Below are 17,105 nucleotides of genomic sequence, written 5' to 3' on the forward strand. Positions count from 1 at the left end.
GCCTTGAAGGCGAGGCCACGCACTGCCCATCGCGAGTACATCGTCGGGGCATCGTCGAGGCGCAACCCCGTGTGGCCCACGCATCGCGCAGCTTCGCGTCGGATGCCGGCCGATGCGCGACCAATGGTCGTGTCGGCGATCTTGGTGCATGCTCAGCAGTCTATGGCGAAGAAGAAGTATCTGCTGACCGCGACCCTGCCGGACGGGTATGTGAAGACGATCGGCCCGACGGCAACGCCGTTCACGCATTATTGGCGGCTGGTGGCGCATCTCGGCGGCGGGCGGACCGAGGTATTCTGGGGCCATACCAAGTCGCTCGCCGAGGCCCGCCGCAAGCGTGCTGCCGCAAGCGATCCCGGCATCGCGCGCGGCTGGGATCGGTATGATTTCGAGATCGTCGAACTCGTTCGATCCACGGACTAGCGCGCTTTCGGTCATCGGCGCGACGCGCGATCGGAACGTCCGCGCCGTCTCTGCGCTCTGGTGTTGCGTACCAGGACAGGATTGATGACATGAAGATCGGTTTTATCGGCTTCGGCCAGATGGGCAGCGCGATGGCCGCCAATCTGCTCAAGGCCGGGCATGACGTGACGGTGTGGAACAGGTCGGCCGACAAGGCGGCCAAGCTCGTCGAGGCGGGGGCGCACCTGGCCGAGAAGCCGGTCGACGCGGCGCAGGGCGAGGTGGTGATGACCATGCTTGCGGACGATCGCGCGCTTGAGGCGGTGGTGTACGGCGAGGGTGGTATTCAAGGTGCCCCCGCGCTGCACGTGTCACACAGCACGATCGGCATCGCACTGGCGGATCGTCTCGCAGCCGATGCCGGAAACGGGTTCGTCTCTGCCCCGGTGTTCGGCCGCCCGGTCGCGGCAGAGGCCGCCAAACTGTTCGTGATTGCTGCCGGTTCTCCGGCGAACCTCGATCGCTGCGAGCCATTGTTCGCCGCGATCGGACAGCGGACGTTCCGGATCGGCGAGACGCCGTCGGCCGCGAACCTCGTCAAGCTCAGCGGCAATTTCATGATCATGGCGGCGGTCGAGGCGATGGCCGAGGCGATGACGCTGGCCGAAAAAGGCGGCGTCGATCGCCGGACGTTGCTTGACGTGCTAACCGGCACATTGTTCGGCGCGCCGATCTACCAGACCTATGGCGACATCCTCGTCGAGGACCGGTTCCACCCCGCCGGCTTTGCCGCACCGCTCGGCCTCAAGGACATGACGCTGGCCGATACCGCCGCGACCACGCTCCGTGCGCCGATGCCGATCCTGGGTATCGTCCGCGACCATTTGCGCTCGGTGATCGCCAGCGAGGGCGAGGATGTCGACTGGGCGGGCGTCGCGCTGGCGGTCCGGCGCGGTGCGGGTATCGCCTAGCTGCGGGCTAGGACCGGTGGCGGGGCGGCAATCGCCGTCGCCAGCGCAGCAAACCGGTCACCAGCATCGCGCTCGGCACCAGTCCGGTGACGAACGCCAGCCACCGTCCGACCAGTCCGAATGCTTCGCCGCCGTGTAGCGGGTGCAGCCAGCTCAGCACCGTATCGCCGCTGGTGTCGGCAAGCCCGTCGCGGACGGCGAGGATTCGGCCGGTATACGGGTCGAGCCAGACGTTGGTACGCGGGAACCGGCGGCTCGGCTCGCCCGGCCGCGCGAGATTGATCCGGATCGGCGCCGTGGTCGTTGCCGGTGTCTCGATCCAGGCGAGCGCGCCATCGGGAAATCGGCGCTGGGCGACTGCGATCAGGCGGTCGACCGGCGGCGCACGGCCCACCGGTTCGACCGTAAGCGCAGGCACGTGGAAGAGCGGCGACGCGCGGGCGATCAGCGGCCTGGTCTGGTCGGGCAGGTCGAGCAGGGCGCCCGTCGCGGTGATCGCGAGCAGCGGGATCAACCCGATCAGCCCGGTCAGCTTGTGAAGATCGTAGAGCCGGCGGATCGTGGCGGCGGGGCGTTTGAACCGCAGCGCCCGCCACCAACCATCCGGTCTCGGCCACCACGCCCAGAGTCCGCTGGCGATCAGGACGAGCATCGCGATGCCGGCGATGCCCATCGCGATGCCGCCCGGTTCGCCGAGCAGTAGGCGATAATGCAGGTCATAGATCCAGGTCACGACCGTATCGCCCCAGAAGCCGGTCCGGATCGTCGTCAGGCGGACCGGGTCGATCCACAGCAGCATCGGCGCGAACGCACGCCCCGCGGTCTCCTTCGGCGTATAGTATCGGACCGGGATCGCGCCGCCGCTCGGGGCGATCTCGATCCGCCAGGCACCTGTTCGCGAGGGATGCTCGCGGTGCAGCGTATCCACGACCGCCTGCCACGACGGCGGGCGCGTACCGTCGGGCACCGCGCGTAACGCCGGGCTGAACGCCGCGTCGATCTCGGGGTAGAAGACGAGTGCGCTGCCGGTCAGTCCGGCGAACGCGAAGATCAGCCCGACCGAGAGGCCGAGCCACAGATGGATGTGACGAACGACGACGCGCGCCGATCGCGGCCGGGCGGGAATCGGGGCGGCGATCGAGGCGGTAATCCGGGCGGGCATCAGAGCCGCAGCCGCACCGCGCCGAACAGCGCGCGCGGATCGGCGGGGGCGTGGAGCCGTTGCGTGCCGTCGTACCAGACATATTCGTAGTGGTCGTTGGCGAGGTTCTTGACCTGCACCGACACCTCGACGTGCGGTGTCACGGCATAGGCGACTTCGGCGTTGAGCACGACATAGCTGCCATAGCGCCCCTGCGTGTTGGCCGGGGTAAGTTCGTAGCTCGACTGGCCATTGCCCCAGAGCGACAGCCGCAACCGGTCGACCGCCGTCACGTCGAGCCCGCCCGAGACGACGTTCTGCGGGACATGATCGATCGCGTTGCCGGCCTGGGACGGAGTCGCGGGGTCGGGCGTGACGATCGTCGCGGTCTGGTGCGAATAGCTGCCCCACAGGTCGACGCCGCGCGCGGGTTTGAGGTCGAGCTGGAGATCGATTCCGCGCCGCCGGGTCTTGCCGAGATTGTCGAAATCGCCCGACGGGTCGTTCAGCCGTCGCTTCAGTTCGCCGCTCGCGGTCTGCTGCCACAGCGCGACGCGCGCCTCGAGCCAGCGACCCCGCGTGAGCTTGATACCGCCCTCATATCCTTCGTTGATCGAGGGGGCGACATCGGTCGTGCGCGGCGGCACCAGATAGGCGCCCGAGCCCGCGCCGATCTGGAACGTCCGGCCATAGTTCGCATAGAGCGTGACATCGCGGACCGAGGTGATCGCGACGCTGAGCTTGGGCTGGCTGATCGTGCCATAGTCGTTGATCGGCGCGGTGGTGCCCGCGAGCCGGTTGGCGAAATGCCCGTCGACCCGGTCGATCCGCCACGCCGGCGTGATCTTGAGCCAGGCGGTCGGCTCGATCACCGCCTGGAGGTAGCCGCCATACACGGTCAGGCCGAATTGCTGGTCGCGCGTCTGGCTGGTGATGACGCGGCGATCGGTCAGCCAGCGCAGGCTGCGATTGTCCTGCACCTGGATGTCACCCCCCGCCTCGATCATCAGCGCGTGGAGAAAGTCGACGTGTGGGTGGTAATGCAGCGCGACGATGCCGCCATATTGCCATTCGTCGGTCAGCCGCCGCTGCTGCGCGACGCTGGCCGAGAACCGTACATAGCGATCGTCGGTGAGGCTGTTCGCATAGCCCTTCGCGCTGAGCGCCAGCGTGTCGGCCAGATCCGAATCGAGGTGGAGGCTGTACTGGCCGATCCGACGCTTGCCGCCATCGGTTTCGGACACAGCATAGGATCGTTGCCGGTCGGCATAGGCGTCGGCGTCCGTCAGGTAGCCCGGTTCCTGCGCGGTCGCGGTCGAGTAGCGGACGATCGCGCCGAGCCGGGTCGCGCCGAAATCGTAGAACCACTTGCCCGCGAGATTGAGCCGATCGAGGTCGGCATGGTCGCGATAGCCATCGGTCCGGCGATAGCTGACCAAGTAATTCTGGCTGAACTTGCCGCGTTCGAGCCCCGCCGACACCTGGCCATCGGCGGTCCCGAACGCGCCGCCGATGACGCGCGCGTCGAGGTAATTACCGCCGATCCGGGTCAGGATGTTGGCGTTGCCGGCGATGTTGTTCAGTCCCCAGCGCGGATCGGACGTGCCACGGACCAGTTCGATTCCGGCGATGTCGAGCGGCGCGACCATGTCGATTCCGGTCATCCCGCCGGCATTGTCGTTGGTCGGGATGCCGTCGACCATCAGCTTGACCGCGTTGATCTCGCCCTCGCCGTTGAACCCTCGGATCGAGAAGCGGCCCGATGTCGTACCCTGGTTGAAGTCGGTCAGCACGACGCCCGGCAGCCGTGCGAAGATCTCCCAGGCGTTGTCGACCGACTGGCGCTGCGCGACGTCGCCGCCGAGCAGATCGACCGAGGTCAGGACGTTGCCGGTCGAGCGCGCCATGCTCGGCGCGGTGACGACGATATCGCCGATCGTGAAGCGCGTATCGCTTTCGGTCGGCGGGGCATTGGCGGTTTGCGCGGCACTCGGCGTGGCGAAGAGCAGCGGCACGACGACGGCCAGCGCCATCGTCGCCTCGTGGGGAGGCGTGAATCGAAACATCGGCAATTCCAGTGATCGGCGCGCATCTCGGGAATGCGCGTCATGAATCGGTGCACATCGCGCTCGGCGACATGCGTTTCAGAGGATCAGAGGTAGGCCGGCGGGCCGCGTAACGGCGGGCGCAGATACCGCGTCAGCGCGCGCGGGAGCGGTCGAACATACCGCCATGCGAGCGCCATGGCGAAGGCGATCGCAGCGATACGCAGGACGAGATCGACACTTTCCAGCGCGTGCGCGGTCAGGCTCGAAAACGCGCAGGGCATCTCCGCCTTGTCGTGCTTGGTCGAGCGATCGTGGCTCATCGCCGATCCGGCGCCGTCGTCGTGCATGCCCGGCATGGCGATCGCCTGTGGAGCTACCGCCTGTGCCGTCATGCCTTGTGCCGTCATGTCCTGCGGGGTCATGCCCGAGCAGAGCGTGATCGCGATACGGCCATGCTCGCTGGACACCATGTAGCCCGAGGGCACCAGCAGTTTCATCGCCAGCGCCGCCACGCACAGCATTGCCGCGAGGTAGCGATGGGACAGGGCAAGGCGGCGAAGACGGTACACGAATCGGGGGTAGCCGGGTGCGGGCGGCCTGTCACTTGGCCATCCTGTCCTCCCCGCACGGCAAGGATCAGCGGATCATGCGGGCGATCGTCTTGGCAGCGGCCGCACCATAAGGCGGCTTCAGTCCGGCGAGCTTGGCGACATCGAGCCGCGATTGCTTGAAGACGGCGCGCGCGTGGCTGAACGTGCGAAAGCCGTCGATGCCGTGATACGCGCCCATCCCCGACGGGCCGCTGCCGCCGAACGGGAGGTCCTCCATCGAGATATGGAAAATCACGTCGTCTAGCGTCACCCCGCCGGAGATCGTCCGGTCGAGCACGCGGCGGCGTTCGGCGTCGTCGCTGCCGAAATAATAGAGCCCGAGCGGTCGGTCGCGGCGGTTCACCTGCGCGATCGCGTCGTCGATCCCGTCGTAGCGGCGGATCGGCAGGACCGGGCCGAAGATCTCTTCCTGCATGACGATCATGTCGTCGGTCGCGTCGCGGACGATATGCAGCGGCATTTTCCGCGAGTTGGCGGCGCCGAAATCCTCGTTGGCGGGGTTCACGACCTCGACCGTCGCACCCTTCGCACGGGCGTCGGCGATCCAGTCGGTAAGGCGCTGGTGGTGGCGATCGTTGACCACCGAGGTGTAGTCGGCGTTGGCGAGCAGCGTCGGGTACATCGCGCTGGCCGCCGCCTTGATGCCGTCGACGACCTTGGCCTCGTCCGCCGAGGGGACGAGCATGTAATCGGGCGCGAGGCAGATCTGCCCCGCGTTCATCATCTTGCCGAGCGTGACGCGTTCGGTTGCCTTAACGATATCAGCCGATGCGCCGAGGATTACTGGCGATTTGCCGCCGAGTTCGAGCGTGACCGGGGTCAGATTATCCGCGGCGGCGTGGAGAATGTGGCGACCGATCGCGGTCGCGCCGGTGAAGATCAGGTGATCGAACGGGAGCGCGGAGAAGGCCTTGCCGACCTCCGCATCGCCCGAGACGATCGCTAGTTCGTCCTGCTCGAAATACCGCGGGGTGAGTTCTTCGAACAATGCAGCGGTGGCAGGGGTGTATTCGCTCGTCTTCGCCATCGCGCGATTGCCCGCGGCGAACACGCCCGCGAGCGGACCGATCAGCAGGTTCACGGGGAAATTCCACGGCGCGATGATGCCGATCACGCCCTTGGGCTGGTATTCGACCCAGGCCTTCGCGCCGAGCAGCCCCAAGGGAAACTGCACCGGACGCCGGTCGGGTTTCATCCAGCGATCGAGATGCTTGGCGGCATGCGCGATCGGCGCGAGCGAGGCGCCGATATCGGTGATCATCGTCTGTTCGCGGCTACGATGCCCGAAATCCTCCGACACCGCATCGCAGAACCGCGCGGCGTTGTCCCGCACCATCGCTGCCGCGCGCTTGAGCCGGTCGAGCCGGACCGCCTTGGTGACCGGAAGCTCCGCCATGAACGCTTCGCGCTGGGCGGTGAGGATGGTCTGCATATCGGTCATCGGGGCATCCTCGAATGGGTAACGAACCCGCCTCGCAAGGTGAGCGGGGTTAAAGCGAACGCCAAGCGGTCGTGTGACGTCGTAGATACCGCCCGCTAGTTGCGATGCTCGGCGGGAGGCGGTGCCAACGGCTTTCGTTTGTGCTTACCTCCCGCTGCCAGGACGATGACGGCGCTCGACAGCAGAATACTCGACACGAGGACGCCGACCGATAGCAGGCCTGCGTTGGTCACGCGGGCATCGAATTTCGTCCGTGCGCCGATCCGGATCGAAACTTCGGCGGCGTGATCGTGACCGATCGACCGGCGTTCGGCGATATCCAAGTTTTTCATCGGTAAAAGCTGAACCCTCGTTGGTCATCGGGCAAGCCCCCAAGCCTCAGATAGCGAAGCAACGGCGTCGCTCCATAGGCCACGTCGTCGGGCGTGATGGTCTACCGCATCGGCGGCGACGAAGGATGCGGGGTGGGCAACACTGCGTCTCACGCCCCCACCGGCAAATCCCGGAACGCCTGATCCTTGTCGACGCGGATTTCGCCGGGGAGGCCGAGGACGCGTTCGGCGATGATGTTCTTTAGGATCTCGTCGGTGCCGCCGGCGATGCGCAGGCCCGGTGCCCACATCGTCGCGGCGTGGAACGCGCCCTTCAGCGGGGTCAGCGCGGGGTCGGAGATGATGCCATATTGATCGCCCGCCTCAACCGCGGTGTTGCCGATCGCCTGTAGCTGGTTGGCGGCGACGATCTTGCCGATCGAGCTTTCGGGGCCGGGCACCTGGCCCTTCGACAGCGCGGTGATCGTCCGCATGCGGGTGTTGCGCAGGCCCTCCGATTGCACCCACCAGTCGGCGAGCGTCTGGCGGAACGCGGCGTCCTTCAGCAGCGGGCCGTCTGCGCCGTTGGCTTGGGCGGCGAAGGCGAGGATGTCCTCGGGGCCGACGCCGCCGCTCGTACCGATCGCGAGCCGCTCGTTCATCAGCGTGAACAGCGCGACCTTCCAGCCGCCATCGACCGGTCCAAGCCGCTGCGCGTCGGAAATCCGGACGTCCTCGAACCAGACCTCGTTGAAGCTCGACCCGCCGGACATCTGGTGGATCGGGCGGATCTCGATCCCCGGCGCTTTCAGGTCAAGCCAGAACATCGTCAGGCCCTGGTGCTTCGGCACGTCGGGATTGGTGCGGACCAGGACGATGCCGTAGTCGCTGTAGTGCGCGCCCGAGGTCCAGACCTTCTGGCCGTTAATTACCCAGTCGTCGCTCCCATTCTCATTTTTGGCGCGGACGGCTCGCGTGCGGATTGCGGCGACGTCGGAGCCGCCGGCGGGTTCGGAGAAGAGTTGCGACCAGATCTCGTCGCCGCGTACTGCGGGGCCGACGAAGCGATGCTTGGTCGCGTCGTCGGCATAGGCCATCACGGTCGGCACGCACATGCCGAGCCCGATCGTGAAATAGCTGCCGTCGACCGCGTGTTTCGCCTCTTCCTGCCCGAAGATGACGCTTTCGATCGGGGTGCCGCCACCACCGCCCCATTCCTGTGGCCAGGTGATGCACGCATAGCCGCCCGCCGCTTTCCGCGCCTGCCACGCTTTAGCCTTGGTCATGTCGTCGGGGTAATGGCCGGCGTCATGCTCGGCGATGTTCGCGTCGAGCCAGTCGCGCGCGGCGGCGCGATACGTGTCTTCGGCGTCGCTGTCCTTGAAGTCCATGTGCTGCTCCGATCAGGCGGCGTTGCGCATTTCGAGTTGGCCGACGAGACGTTCGCGCCACGCCGCGGGGCTGCCGGCGACGAGCGCCAATTGGCGCGAGCGGCGGTAATAGAGGTGGCAGTCGGACTCCCAGGTGAAGCCCATCCCGCCATGCGTCTGGATGTTCTCCTTGGACGCGAACCAATAGGCGTCGGACGCGGCAACGCGCGCGGTGGCGGCGGCGAGCGGCAGTTCGGCGGCGCCCGCGTTGAGCGCCCACGCGCCGTAATAGGCGTTCGAGCGCGCGAGTTCGTTCTTGACGTACATGTCGGCGAGCTTGTGCTTGATCGCCTGATACCCGCCAATTTGCCGGCCGAACGCGTAGCGATCGAGCGCATAGCCCTTCGCCATCTCAAGACAGCGATCCGCGCCGCCAAGCTGCTCGAACGCAAGCAGGACCGCGGCCCGGTCGAACACCGCCTGCATCGCCGCGATGCCGTCGTCACTGCCGAGTTTCTCGCAAGGCACGCCATTGAAGGTGAGCCGCGCCGCACTACGCGTCGGGTCGAGCGTTTCGAGTACCTCGATCGCAACGCCTGCGCCCTTCTCGACGAGGTAGAGGCCGTCGCGCGCTAGGACGACGATCAGGTCGGCGACGTCGCCGTCAGTGACGGGGATATTCTCGCCGGTGAGCTTGCCACCGGACACGGTGGTACGGATCGAGCTTGCGGTGACCGGGCCGGCGCCCTCCGAGGTCGCGAACGCGCCGATGGCGTCGCCCGCCGCGATCCTCGGCAGCCATCGGACTTTCTGGGTGTCGCTGCCGTAGAGCATCAGCGCTTCGGCGACGAAATAGACGGTCGAGGCGAACGGGATCGGAGCGCAGGCTCGCCCCAGTTCCTCGGCGATCGCACAGAGTTCGATATGGCCGAGGCCTAGCCCGCCGAACTCTTCGGGGATCGCCGCGCCGAGCCAGCCTTGTGCGCCGACCGCTTTCCACAGGTCTACGTCATAGGCCTTGGCAGAGTCGTCGAGCACGACGCGAACGCGGTCGCTGCCGCAGTGCGACGCCAGGAATTTGCGCGCTTCGTCCTTCAGGAATTTCTGGTCGTCGGAATAATCGAAGTTCATGCGGACTCCTTGGCTTGCGCCCAATATTCGTCGCGGAGCAGGCGCTTGTAGAGCTTCCCCGTCTCGTGCCGCGGCAGCGCGTCGCGGAAATCGATCCGACGCGGCGCCTTCACATGGCTGAGGTTCGCGCGCGCAAAAGCGCTGAGTTCGGCGGCGAGTTGCACGCGATCCTCGGACGGGTCGGCAGGGCAGACAATGGCCACCACCTGTTCGCCCATTTCGTCGTCGGGCGCGCCGATCACCGCGACGTCGGCGACCTTCGGGTGCGTGACGAGGAGGTTCTCGATCTCGGCGGGATAGATGTTCACGCCGCCCGAAATGATCATGAAGCTCTTGCGGTCGGTGAGGTAGAGATAGCCTTCCTCGTCCAACCAGCCGACATCGCCGAGCGTCGTCCAGCCATGCGCGTTGGCAGCCTCGGCAGTCTTGGCAGGGTCGTTGTGGTATTCGAACGCACCGCCGCCCGCGAAATAGACGTCGCCTTCAGCGCGGGCCGGCAGCGCATTGCCCTCCTCGTCGCAGATCATCGTCTGCGCGGTAAGATTGCGGCCGACCGAGCCCTTATGCGCCAGCCACTCCGCGCTGGAGATCGCGCAGAACCCGTTGCCCTCGGTGCCGGCGTAATATTCGCCGATGATCGGGCCCCACCAGTCGATCATCGCTTGCTTGACCGGGAGCGGGCAGGGGGCGGCGGCGTGCCATACCGCCTTCAACGACGACACGTCGTAGCGCGCGCGGACTTCGGGCGGCAGTTTCAGCAGGCGGATGAAGTGCGTCGGCACCCATTGCGCATGCGTGACATGGAACCGTTCGATCGCTGCGAGCGCAGCTTCGGGATCGAAATGCTCCATCACTACGACGGTGCCGCCGACTTGATGCACCGCCATCGACCAGCGCAGCGGCGCGGCGTGATACAGTGGCGCGGGCGAGAGATAGACCATCTCGGGCGTGAAGCAATACAGCCCCTTGCCGAGCATCACGAGCGGCGAGACGTTGGTGCCGAACGGCTCGTCCGATAGCGCGTGTTTGACGCCCTTGGGTTTCCCGGTGGTCCCCGACGAATAGAGCAGGATGCCGCCGGGCGACGGGTCGGCGATCGGCGTGGGGGGCTTCGCATCGCGCGCGGCTTCGTAAGACGCGTATCCGTCGATCGCACCGTCGACGACGTAGCGGCGCACGTCATAGACCATCGGCACCAGCGCGGTGGCAACTTCTGCACACCCTTTGCTCACGATCAGCACGCGGCAATCGCCATCGCGAATGATGTACGCGGCCTCAGCCGCGGTCAGCTTCGACGACAGGCACGTGCAATAGACGCCGGTGCGCTCGGCGGCCCACATCACCTCCAGATAGCGCGCCGAATTGTCCATCAGCACCGCGATCCCGTCGCCGCGCTTCAACCCGAGCGAGCGGAGCAGGTGCGCGCCCTGGTTCGCCCGCGCATCGAGGTCGCGATACGTCACCGTCTCGCCCGTCGCCGCCATGATGTAGGCGGGTTTGTCGGGCGTCGTCAGCGCGTGCGCGACGGGGTGCATCAGACGCGCTCGATGATGATCGCCGGGGCCATCCCGCCGCCCGCGCACATCGTCACGAGCCCGCGTTTCAGGTCGCGGCGTTCGAGTTCATCCAGGATCGTGCCGATCAGGATCGCGCCGGTCGCGCCGATCGGATGGCCGAGCGCGATCGAGCCGCCATTGACGTTCACCTTGTCGCGGTCGAGCTTCAGGTCGCGGATGAACTTCTCGGCGACCACCGCGAACGCCTCGTTGATCTCCCATAGATCGATGTCGTCGACCGTCAGCCCGGCCTTCGCCAGCACTTTTCGCGCCGCGGGGACGGGGGCGTTGAGCATCAGCGTCGGGTCGTCGCCCATGTTCGCCATCGCGACGATCCGCGCACGAGGCTTTAACCCGTGCTCGGCCGCATAGTCGGCGCTCGCGAGCAGCACGGCAGCAGCGCCATCGACCACGCCCGACGAATTTCCGGCGTGATGGACGTGCTTGATATCGACATCGGGATAACGGCGATTGATCTGCTTGCGATACGTCGTGCCCTCGTCGTCGAGCGGAATGTCGGCGATCCCCGCAAACGACGGGCGCAGCGCGGCGAGACCCTCTGCGGTGGTGTCGGGGCGGGGGTATTCGTCCTTTTCGAGCACCAGCGCGCCAGTATCGTCGGTGACGGGGACGAGGCTGCGATCGAACCGCCCTTCGGCGATCGCAACCGCGGCACGGCGCTGGCTCTCCAACCCGAGCGCTTCGAGCGTTTCGCGGTCGATCCCTTCGATGCTGGCGATCGCGTCGGCGCAGATGCCCTGGTTCGATTGCGGATGCGCCGCGTCGAGCCGTGCGTTCCCCGATCCGATCCCGAGGGGGCGCTTCCCCGCCGCCATGTCGTCCTGCATCATCGTCGTGGTCAGCGACATCATCTCGGTTCCGCCGGCGATGACGAGGTCCTCCATCCCGCTCATGATCTGCGCCGCGGCAAAGTTCACCGCGGTGATCCCGCCGCCGCAGAACCGGTCGAGCGTGGTACCGCTCGCCTTGACGTCATAGCCCGCATCGAGCGCCGCCATCCGCCCCAGATCGCCGCTCTGCTCGCCGCGCTGAGTCGAGGTCGACCAGATGATGTCGTCGACATCGGCGGTATCCAGCTTGTTTCGCTCGGCAATCGCCTTCAGGACGGTCGCGGCGAGATGTTGGGGGTGCATGTGCGCAAGCGCGCCCTTGCCGGTCTTGCCGATACCGCGCGGGGTACGGACGGCGTCGATGATCAGTGCCTCGGCCACATCGCTCTCCTTTTGCACCCGCCGCTTGGATGCGGTCGTGGTGCCTGATGCCGGATTGCGTCCGGCGTCGGTAGGGCGTAACATTCGTTATGGGGAATGGCTTGTCAAGCAGGGTATTGTTGGAAGACGGGGCGGCACCGCGCGGCGATCTGGCACCGCGCGACTGGCTGGAGATCGGCCTGTCGTCGCTCAAGACCGGCGGGCTGCGCGCGTTGAAGCTGCGCAGCCTGGCGTTGGCGCTTGGCGCATCGACCGGCAGCTTCTACCATCATTTCAAGGATTTCGACGGGTATCACGCGGCGCTCGCGGGATATTTCGTCGAGGCGCATATCGATCCGCTGGTGGCCATGCTCTCCGCGTCGGACTTGTCCCCGGTCGAGCGGATTCGCGCGTTCGCCGATCATGTCCGCGATCACGACATGGCGCAGCTTGCCTTGGCGATGCGCGCCTGGGCGAGGAGCGACGCGCGTGCGGCCGCGGCGATCCGCGAACACGACGACACGGTCATGGCGTTTCTCGTCGAGCAATTGTCCGCGCATGGGTTCGACCCGGTGGAGGCCGGGATCCGGGCCTATGCGCTGCTCGCGATCGGTCTCAGCGAAGTGCACCCGGACGAGGCGATCGACCGCGACGTGCTGCGCGGTGGGTTGCTAACGCTGCTGTGCGAGCGCTAGCCTGATACCGCGACTCCGTAAAAAAGCGGAGCGTGAACAAGAGGATGCGGGCATGCAGACGTATGACTACGTAATTATCGGCGCAGGCTCGGCCGGCTGTGTGCTCGCCGCGCGACTGACCGAGGACCCGGCGGTGAGCGTGCTGCTGCTCGAGGCGGGCGGGCGCAACGACGGCGTGCTGGTACGGATGCCCGCGGGCGTCGGCGAACTCATCAAAAGCAAGAATGCGAGCAACTGGGGCTTCTCGACCGAGCCCGAGCCGCATCTCGACAACCGGCGTCTGTGGTGGCCGCGCGGCAAGGGGCTGGGCGGCAGCTCGTCGATCAATGGCATGGTCTATACGCGGGGACATCCGCAGGATTATGACGAGTGGCGACAGATGGGCTTGCCCGGTTGGTCGTTCGACGACGTGCTGCCGTATTTTAAGCGGCTCGAAGGGCATCATCGCGGCGAGTGCCCGTTGCATGGCGGCGGGGGGCCGCTGACGATCTCGGGCGGCGAGTCCGACAGCCCGTTCTACGACGCGCTGGTCGAGGCGGGGCGGCAGGCGGGGTACCCGGTGACCGAGGATTTCAACGGCGCGAGCCAGGAGGGGTTCGGGCGCTACGACCTGACCGTTGCGGATGGGAAACGATGGAGCACCGCGGCGGCGTATCTGCGCCCGGTATTGTCGCGGCGCAACCTGACCTGCGTCACGGGCGCGCGGACGACGCGGATCCGGGTCGACAAGGGACGTGCGACCGGCGTCGATTACGTACTCGACAAGGGGGCTCGGGCGGAGAGCGTGACCGCCACGCGCGAGGTGCTGTTGTGCGCGGGGGCGGTGCAGTCGCCGCATATCCTCCAGCTATCGGGGATCGGCGATCCGGACCGGCTGACTGCGGCGGGTGTGGGCGTCGTGCATGCGCTGCCGGGTGTTGGGGAGAATTTGCAGGACCATCTCGACGTCGTGATGAACTGGAAGTCGCGCGGGCTGCGGACCGGGTACGCGATGACCAAGGGCGTGGGGATGATCGGCGTCGGGCTCAATTACCTGTTGCGCGGCAAGGGAGCGGGGCGGCAGCAGTTCCTCGAGGCAGGCGCGTTCGTGTCGTCGCGCGAGGAGCTGTCGCGGCCCGACGTGCAGATCCACGCGGTGCTCGCGATCATGCAGGATCACGGCAAGGTGAAGGCGACCGAGGACGGCTTCACGCTGCATCTCTGCCAGTTGCGGCCGCAGAGTCGCGGACGGATCGGGCTGCGCTCCGCCGATCCGTTCGCCGATCCGACGATCGTCGCGAACTATCTCGCGACCGCGGAGGATCGCCGCGTGATGCGCGCCTGCGTCGGGATCGGTCGCGATGTCGCGCGGCAGGCGGCTCTTGATCCATACCGTGCGGGGGAATTGTCGCCGGGTGAGGGCGTGCGGACCGACGACGAGATCGACGCCTGGGTAAGGCGTACGGCGGAGACGATCTACCATCCGGTCGGGACGTGCAAGATGGGCACTTCGGACGATAAGCTGGCGGTGGTCGATGCGACCTTGGCCGTGCGCGGGTTGCAGGGGCTGCGGGTGGTAGACGCCTCGGTGATGCCGACGCTGATCGGGTCCAACACCAACGCCCCGACGATCATGATCGCGGAGAAGGCGGCGGACATGATCAAGGGGCGGCAATTGGCGCGGGCGGCTTAAGCGTCAGGTTCCGCGACACCGAGCACTACCTCCGCTCAATGGATACCACCCCGGCGGAGGCCGGGGCCCAATTGGAAAGGTCGCAGTAACGAAGCACGGACCTCAGTTACCAACGTCCCCCAATTGGGCCCCGGCCTCCGCCGGGGTGGAGGTTGGTATCCCGCGCACGTGTCCATCCTCACCCATCGCCGTCTTTGTGGTCCTCTCCCAAAGGAGCCCGCGACCGCCCGGCCGTGGGAAGGGTGGGGCCATCTTTACCGAGGCGCCATCCGGATCGCGCCATCCAGCCGCACATCCTCCCCATTGAAATACCCACATTCGATCATAGTCAGCGCCAGCGCCGCAAACTCCTCCGGCCGGCCCAGCCGCTTGGGAAACGGCACAGAAGCCGCCAGCGCATCGCGCACCTGCTGCGGGGCGGCGGCAAGCAACGGCGTGTCGAAGATCCCCGGCAGGATCGTGTTAACCCGAATTCCTTCGCTCATCAGGTCGCGCGCGATCGGCAAGGTCATGCCGACCACGCCGGCCTTCGACGCCGAATACGCGGCTTGCCCCATCTGGCCGTCCTCCGCCGCAGCACTCGCGGTGTTGACGATCGCCCCACGCTCGCCGTCCTCGCCCGGCTCCAGCGTCAGCATCCCCGCCGCCGACTTCGCGAGACAACGGAACGTGCCGACGAGGTTGATCTGGATGATCCGGTCGAACGCATCGAGCGGGAAATGCTTGATCGAGCCGTCCTGCTTCGATCGCCCCGCAGTCTTCGCCGCGTTCCCCGTGCCCGCACAATTGACCAGGATCCGCTCTTGGCCATGCGCCGCGCGCGCCGCCGCGAACCCCGCATCGACACTGTCGTCCGAGGTTACGTCGACCTTGCAGAACACGCCGCCGACCTCGTCCGCGAGCGCTTCGCCCTTGTCCGCCTGGAGGTCGAAGATCGCGACCTTCACCCCCTTGGCGGCCAGTGCGCGCGCCGTGGCGGCACCCAGGCCCGACGCGCCGCCGGTCACGACGGCGGCAGTGTTTGCGAGGTCCATGCATCTCTCCTGTCAAAGCCCCGGGATCCGCGCCCCGGTTGCAGAACAATAGTTATGCCGGTATTCGAGGCTTGCCAAGCCGGCATGTCGCTGAGGATCCGACGATGAGCCACGCCATGTTGCAGAATGCCAGCCCACACTGGCTCCCGCGCCAGGCCAAGGGTGCGCTCGATCATATTCCGGGGAGCAACGGCCTGCCGTTCGTCGGCAACACATTCAAATTACTGGCCGATCCGATCGCGTTCTCGGAAGGCATGGCCGCGCGCTACGGCCCGATCTATCGCAATCGTGCGCTCGGCGGGACCGGCGTCAACTTGCTCGGTCCCGATGCGAACGAGCTGGTGCTGTTCGATCGCGACAAGATCTTCTCGTCCGAACAGGGCTGGGGCCCGCTCCTCAACATGCTGTTTCCGCGCGGCCTGATGCTGATGGATTTCGACAAGCACCGCGCCGATCGCAAGGCGTTGTCGGTTGCGTTCAAGCCCGAACCGATGCGGCATTATGCGACCGAACTCGATGCCGGGATCGAGGGCGCGATCGGCGGCTGGGCGGGGCAGACCTTGCGCTTCTACGATGTGGTGAAAAAGCTCACGCTCGATCTCGCCGCGACCAGCTTCCTCGGCGTGCCGCTCGGCGCGGAGGCGGACAAGATCAACCAGGCGTTCGTCGACGAGGTCCAGGCGAGCGTCTCGCCGATCCGCAACCCCTGGCCCGGCACGCAGATGCGCAAGGGTGTGAAGGCGCGCGCCTATCTCGTCGACTTTTTCGAGCGCGAAATCCCCGCACGGCGGACCGGCGACGGCCAGGATTTCTTCTCGCAATTCTGCCGCGCGACCGATGACGACGGTGCGCCCCTGACCGCGCTGGCGATCGCCGACCACATGAACTTCCTGATGATGGCCGCGCACGACACCATCACCTCGTCCGCGACCAGCCTGGTGATGCTGCTCGCGCGCAACCCGGACTGGCAGGAGCGGCTGCGCGAGGAGGTCGCCGCGCTCGACCCGCACGTGCCGCTGACCGAGCAGCTCGATCGCCTGATCCTCACCGAATACGCGTTCAAGGAATCGCTGCGGATGATGCCGCCGGTCCCGTCGATCCCGCGCCGCGCGCTAAAGGATTTCAGCTTCGGCGGGTATGATATTCCGGCAGGCACCAACGTCGGCACGGGCATTACCTATACGCACCGGATGGCCGAGCACTGGCCCGATCCCGACAAGTTCGACCCGCTCCGCTTCACGCCCGAGGCGTCGAAGGGCCGCCACCGGTTCGCCTGGGTTCCGTTCGGCGGCGGCGCGCACATGTGCATCGGCTTGCACTTCGCGACGATGCAGATGCGGCTGCTGATCGCGCATCTGCTCACGCGCTACCGGATCGAGGCGGCGGCGGGCAGCGGCGACGCGTGGCAGGTCTTCCCGATCCCGCGCCCGAAGGATGGTTTGCCGGTGACGTTCGTACCGCTTGCCACCCCGTAATAGTGTGTCATCTTCGCGCGGTTCATTCGAAGGAGC

15 protein-coding genes are annotated in these 17,105 nt (G+C 66.6%); 5 read left to right on the top strand and 10 right to left on the bottom strand.

Going from position 1 to position 17,105, the window contains the following annotated elements:
- The first annotated feature begins 162 nt into the window (after window positions 1-162).
- On the top strand, window positions 163-423 hold the full coding sequence (locus tag ASG20_RS03860) for a hypothetical protein (RefSeq protein WP_056050397.1): 261 nt from the start codon (window positions 163-165) through the stop codon (window positions 421-423).
- 89 nt (window positions 424-512) lie between these two features.
- Window positions 513-1,373: an NAD(P)-dependent oxidoreductase gene (locus tag ASG20_RS03865; RefSeq protein ID WP_056048719.1), complete on the top strand. Its 861-nt coding sequence runs from the start codon at window positions 513-515 to the stop codon at window positions 1,371-1,373.
- 7 nt (window positions 1,374-1,380) lie between these two features.
- On the opposite strand, the gene ASG20_RS03870 is transcribed toward ASG20_RS03865, so the two are convergent.
- The 9 genes from ASG20_RS03870 to ASG20_RS03910 form a co-directional block, all read right to left on the bottom strand.
- Complete coding sequence (locus ASG20_RS03870; protein WP_082470715.1) at window positions 1,381-2,535, bottom strand: PepSY-associated TM helix domain-containing protein; 1,155 nt, start codon at window positions 2,533-2,535, stop codon at window positions 1,381-1,383.
- A complete protein-coding gene (locus tag ASG20_RS03875) occupies window positions 2,535-4,580 on the bottom strand; it encodes a TonB-dependent receptor (RefSeq protein ID WP_231420413.1) in 2,046 nt (681 codons plus the stop codon). Before ASG20_RS03875 ends, ASG20_RS03870 begins: the two co-directional genes overlap by 1 nt.
- An 86-nt stretch (window positions 4,581-4,666) precedes the next feature.
- Complete coding sequence (locus ASG20_RS03880; protein ID WP_231420414.1) at window positions 4,667-5,131, bottom strand: hypothetical protein; 465 nt, start codon at window positions 5,129-5,131, stop codon at window positions 4,667-4,669.
- 67 nt (window positions 5,132-5,198) lie between these two features.
- Window positions 5,199-6,701, bottom strand: coding sequence for a coniferyl aldehyde dehydrogenase (locus ASG20_RS03885; RefSeq protein WP_082470716.1), 1,503 nt, complete (start codon window positions 6,699-6,701; stop codon window positions 5,199-5,201).
- Window positions 6,702-6,709: 8 nt separating this feature from the next.
- Window positions 6,710-6,946, bottom strand: coding sequence for a hypothetical protein (locus ASG20_RS03890; protein WP_056048730.1), 237 nt, complete (start codon window positions 6,944-6,946; stop codon window positions 6,710-6,712).
- Between the two features lie 149 nt (window positions 6,947-7,095).
- Complete coding sequence (locus ASG20_RS03895; RefSeq protein WP_056048733.1) at window positions 7,096-8,316, bottom strand: acyl-CoA dehydrogenase family protein; 1,221 nt, start codon at window positions 8,314-8,316, stop codon at window positions 7,096-7,098.
- Between the two features lie 12 nt (window positions 8,317-8,328).
- On the bottom strand, window positions 8,329-9,426 hold the full coding sequence (locus tag ASG20_RS03900; RefSeq protein WP_056048735.1) for an acyl-CoA dehydrogenase family protein: 1,098 nt from the start codon (window positions 9,424-9,426) through the stop codon (window positions 8,329-8,331).
- Window positions 9,423-10,961, bottom strand: coding sequence for an acyl-CoA synthetase (locus tag ASG20_RS03905; protein WP_056048737.1), 1,539 nt, complete (start codon window positions 10,959-10,961; stop codon window positions 9,423-9,425). Before ASG20_RS03905 ends, ASG20_RS03900 begins: the two co-directional genes overlap by 4 nt.
- A complete protein-coding gene (locus tag ASG20_RS03910) occupies window positions 10,961-12,214 on the bottom strand; it encodes an acetyl-CoA C-acetyltransferase (protein ID WP_056048740.1) in 1,254 nt (417 codons plus the stop codon). The genes ASG20_RS03905 and ASG20_RS03910 overlap by 1 nt, the downstream gene beginning before the upstream one ends.
- Before the next feature lie 119 nt (window positions 12,215-12,333).
- Between ASG20_RS03910 and ASG20_RS03915 the strand changes: the two genes are divergently transcribed.
- Both ASG20_RS03915 and ASG20_RS03920 read left to right on the top strand, forming a co-directional pair.
- Window positions 12,334-12,888 (top strand): TetR/AcrR family transcriptional regulator, encoded by a 555-nt coding sequence (locus tag ASG20_RS03915; protein WP_168371597.1) that lies wholly within the window; start codon window positions 12,334-12,336, stop codon window positions 12,886-12,888.
- Between the two features lie 52 nt (window positions 12,889-12,940).
- Window positions 12,941-14,560, top strand: a complete 1,620-nt coding sequence (locus tag ASG20_RS03920) for a choline dehydrogenase (RefSeq protein WP_056048742.1) — start codon at window positions 12,941-12,943, stop codon at window positions 14,558-14,560.
- Between the two features lie 254 nt (window positions 14,561-14,814).
- Here the strand turns inward: ASG20_RS03920 and ASG20_RS03925 are convergent, their stop codons facing one another.
- The gene (locus ASG20_RS03925) at window positions 14,815-15,594 is read right to left on the bottom strand and encodes an SDR family NAD(P)-dependent oxidoreductase (protein ID WP_056048745.1); all 780 of its coding nucleotides are present in this window, start codon (window positions 15,592-15,594) and stop codon (window positions 14,815-14,817) included.
- Window positions 15,595-15,698: 104 nt separating this feature from the next.
- On the opposite strand from ASG20_RS03925, the gene ASG20_RS03930 reads away from it, so the two are divergent.
- Window positions 15,699-17,069, top strand: coding sequence for a cytochrome P450 (locus tag ASG20_RS03930; protein ID WP_056048748.1), 1,371 nt, complete (start codon window positions 15,699-15,701; stop codon window positions 17,067-17,069).
- The last annotated feature ends 36 nt before the right edge of the window (window positions 17,070-17,105 follow it).

Origin of the sequence: Sphingomonas sp. Leaf198 (assembly GCF_001424005.1) — a bacterium.
Taxonomy (GTDB): domain Bacteria; phylum Pseudomonadota; class Alphaproteobacteria; order Sphingomonadales; family Sphingomonadaceae; genus Sphingomonas.

Coding starts and splice junctions, on each gene's coding strand:
- ASG20_RS03860 (WP_056050397.1), top strand. CDS start 163: ATGGCGAAGAAGAAGTATCTGCTGACCGCGACCCTGCCGGACGGGTAT.
- ASG20_RS03865 (WP_056048719.1), top strand. CDS start 513: ATGAAGATCGGTTTTATCGGCTTCGGCCAGATGGGCAGCGCGATGGCC.
- ASG20_RS03870 (WP_082470715.1), bottom strand. CDS start 2,535: ATGCCCGCCCGGATTACCGCCTCGATCGCCGCCCCGATTCCCGCCCGG.
- ASG20_RS03875 (WP_231420413.1), bottom strand. CDS start 4,580: ATGTTTCGATTCACGCCTCCCCACGAGGCGACGATGGCGCTGGCCGTC.
- ASG20_RS03890 (WP_056048730.1), bottom strand. CDS start 6,946: ATGAAAAACTTGGATATCGCCGAACGCCGGTCGATCGGTCACGATCAC.
- ASG20_RS03895 (WP_056048733.1), bottom strand. CDS start 8,316: ATGGACTTCAAGGACAGCGACGCCGAAGACACGTATCGCGCCGCCGCG.
- ASG20_RS03900 (WP_056048735.1), bottom strand. CDS start 9,426: ATGAACTTCGATTATTCCGACGACCAGAAATTCCTGAAGGACGAAGCG.
- ASG20_RS03905 (WP_056048737.1), bottom strand. CDS start 10,961: ATGCACCCCGTCGCGCACGCGCTGACGACGCCCGACAAACCCGCCTAC.
- ASG20_RS03920 (WP_056048742.1), top strand. CDS start 12,941: ATGCAGACGTATGACTACGTAATTATCGGCGCAGGCTCGGCCGGCTGT.
- ASG20_RS03925 (WP_056048745.1), bottom strand. CDS start 15,594: ATGGACCTCGCAAACACTGCCGCCGTCGTGACCGGCGGCGCGTCGGGC.
- ASG20_RS03930 (WP_056048748.1), top strand. CDS start 15,699: ATGAGCCACGCCATGTTGCAGAATGCCAGCCCACACTGGCTCCCGCGC.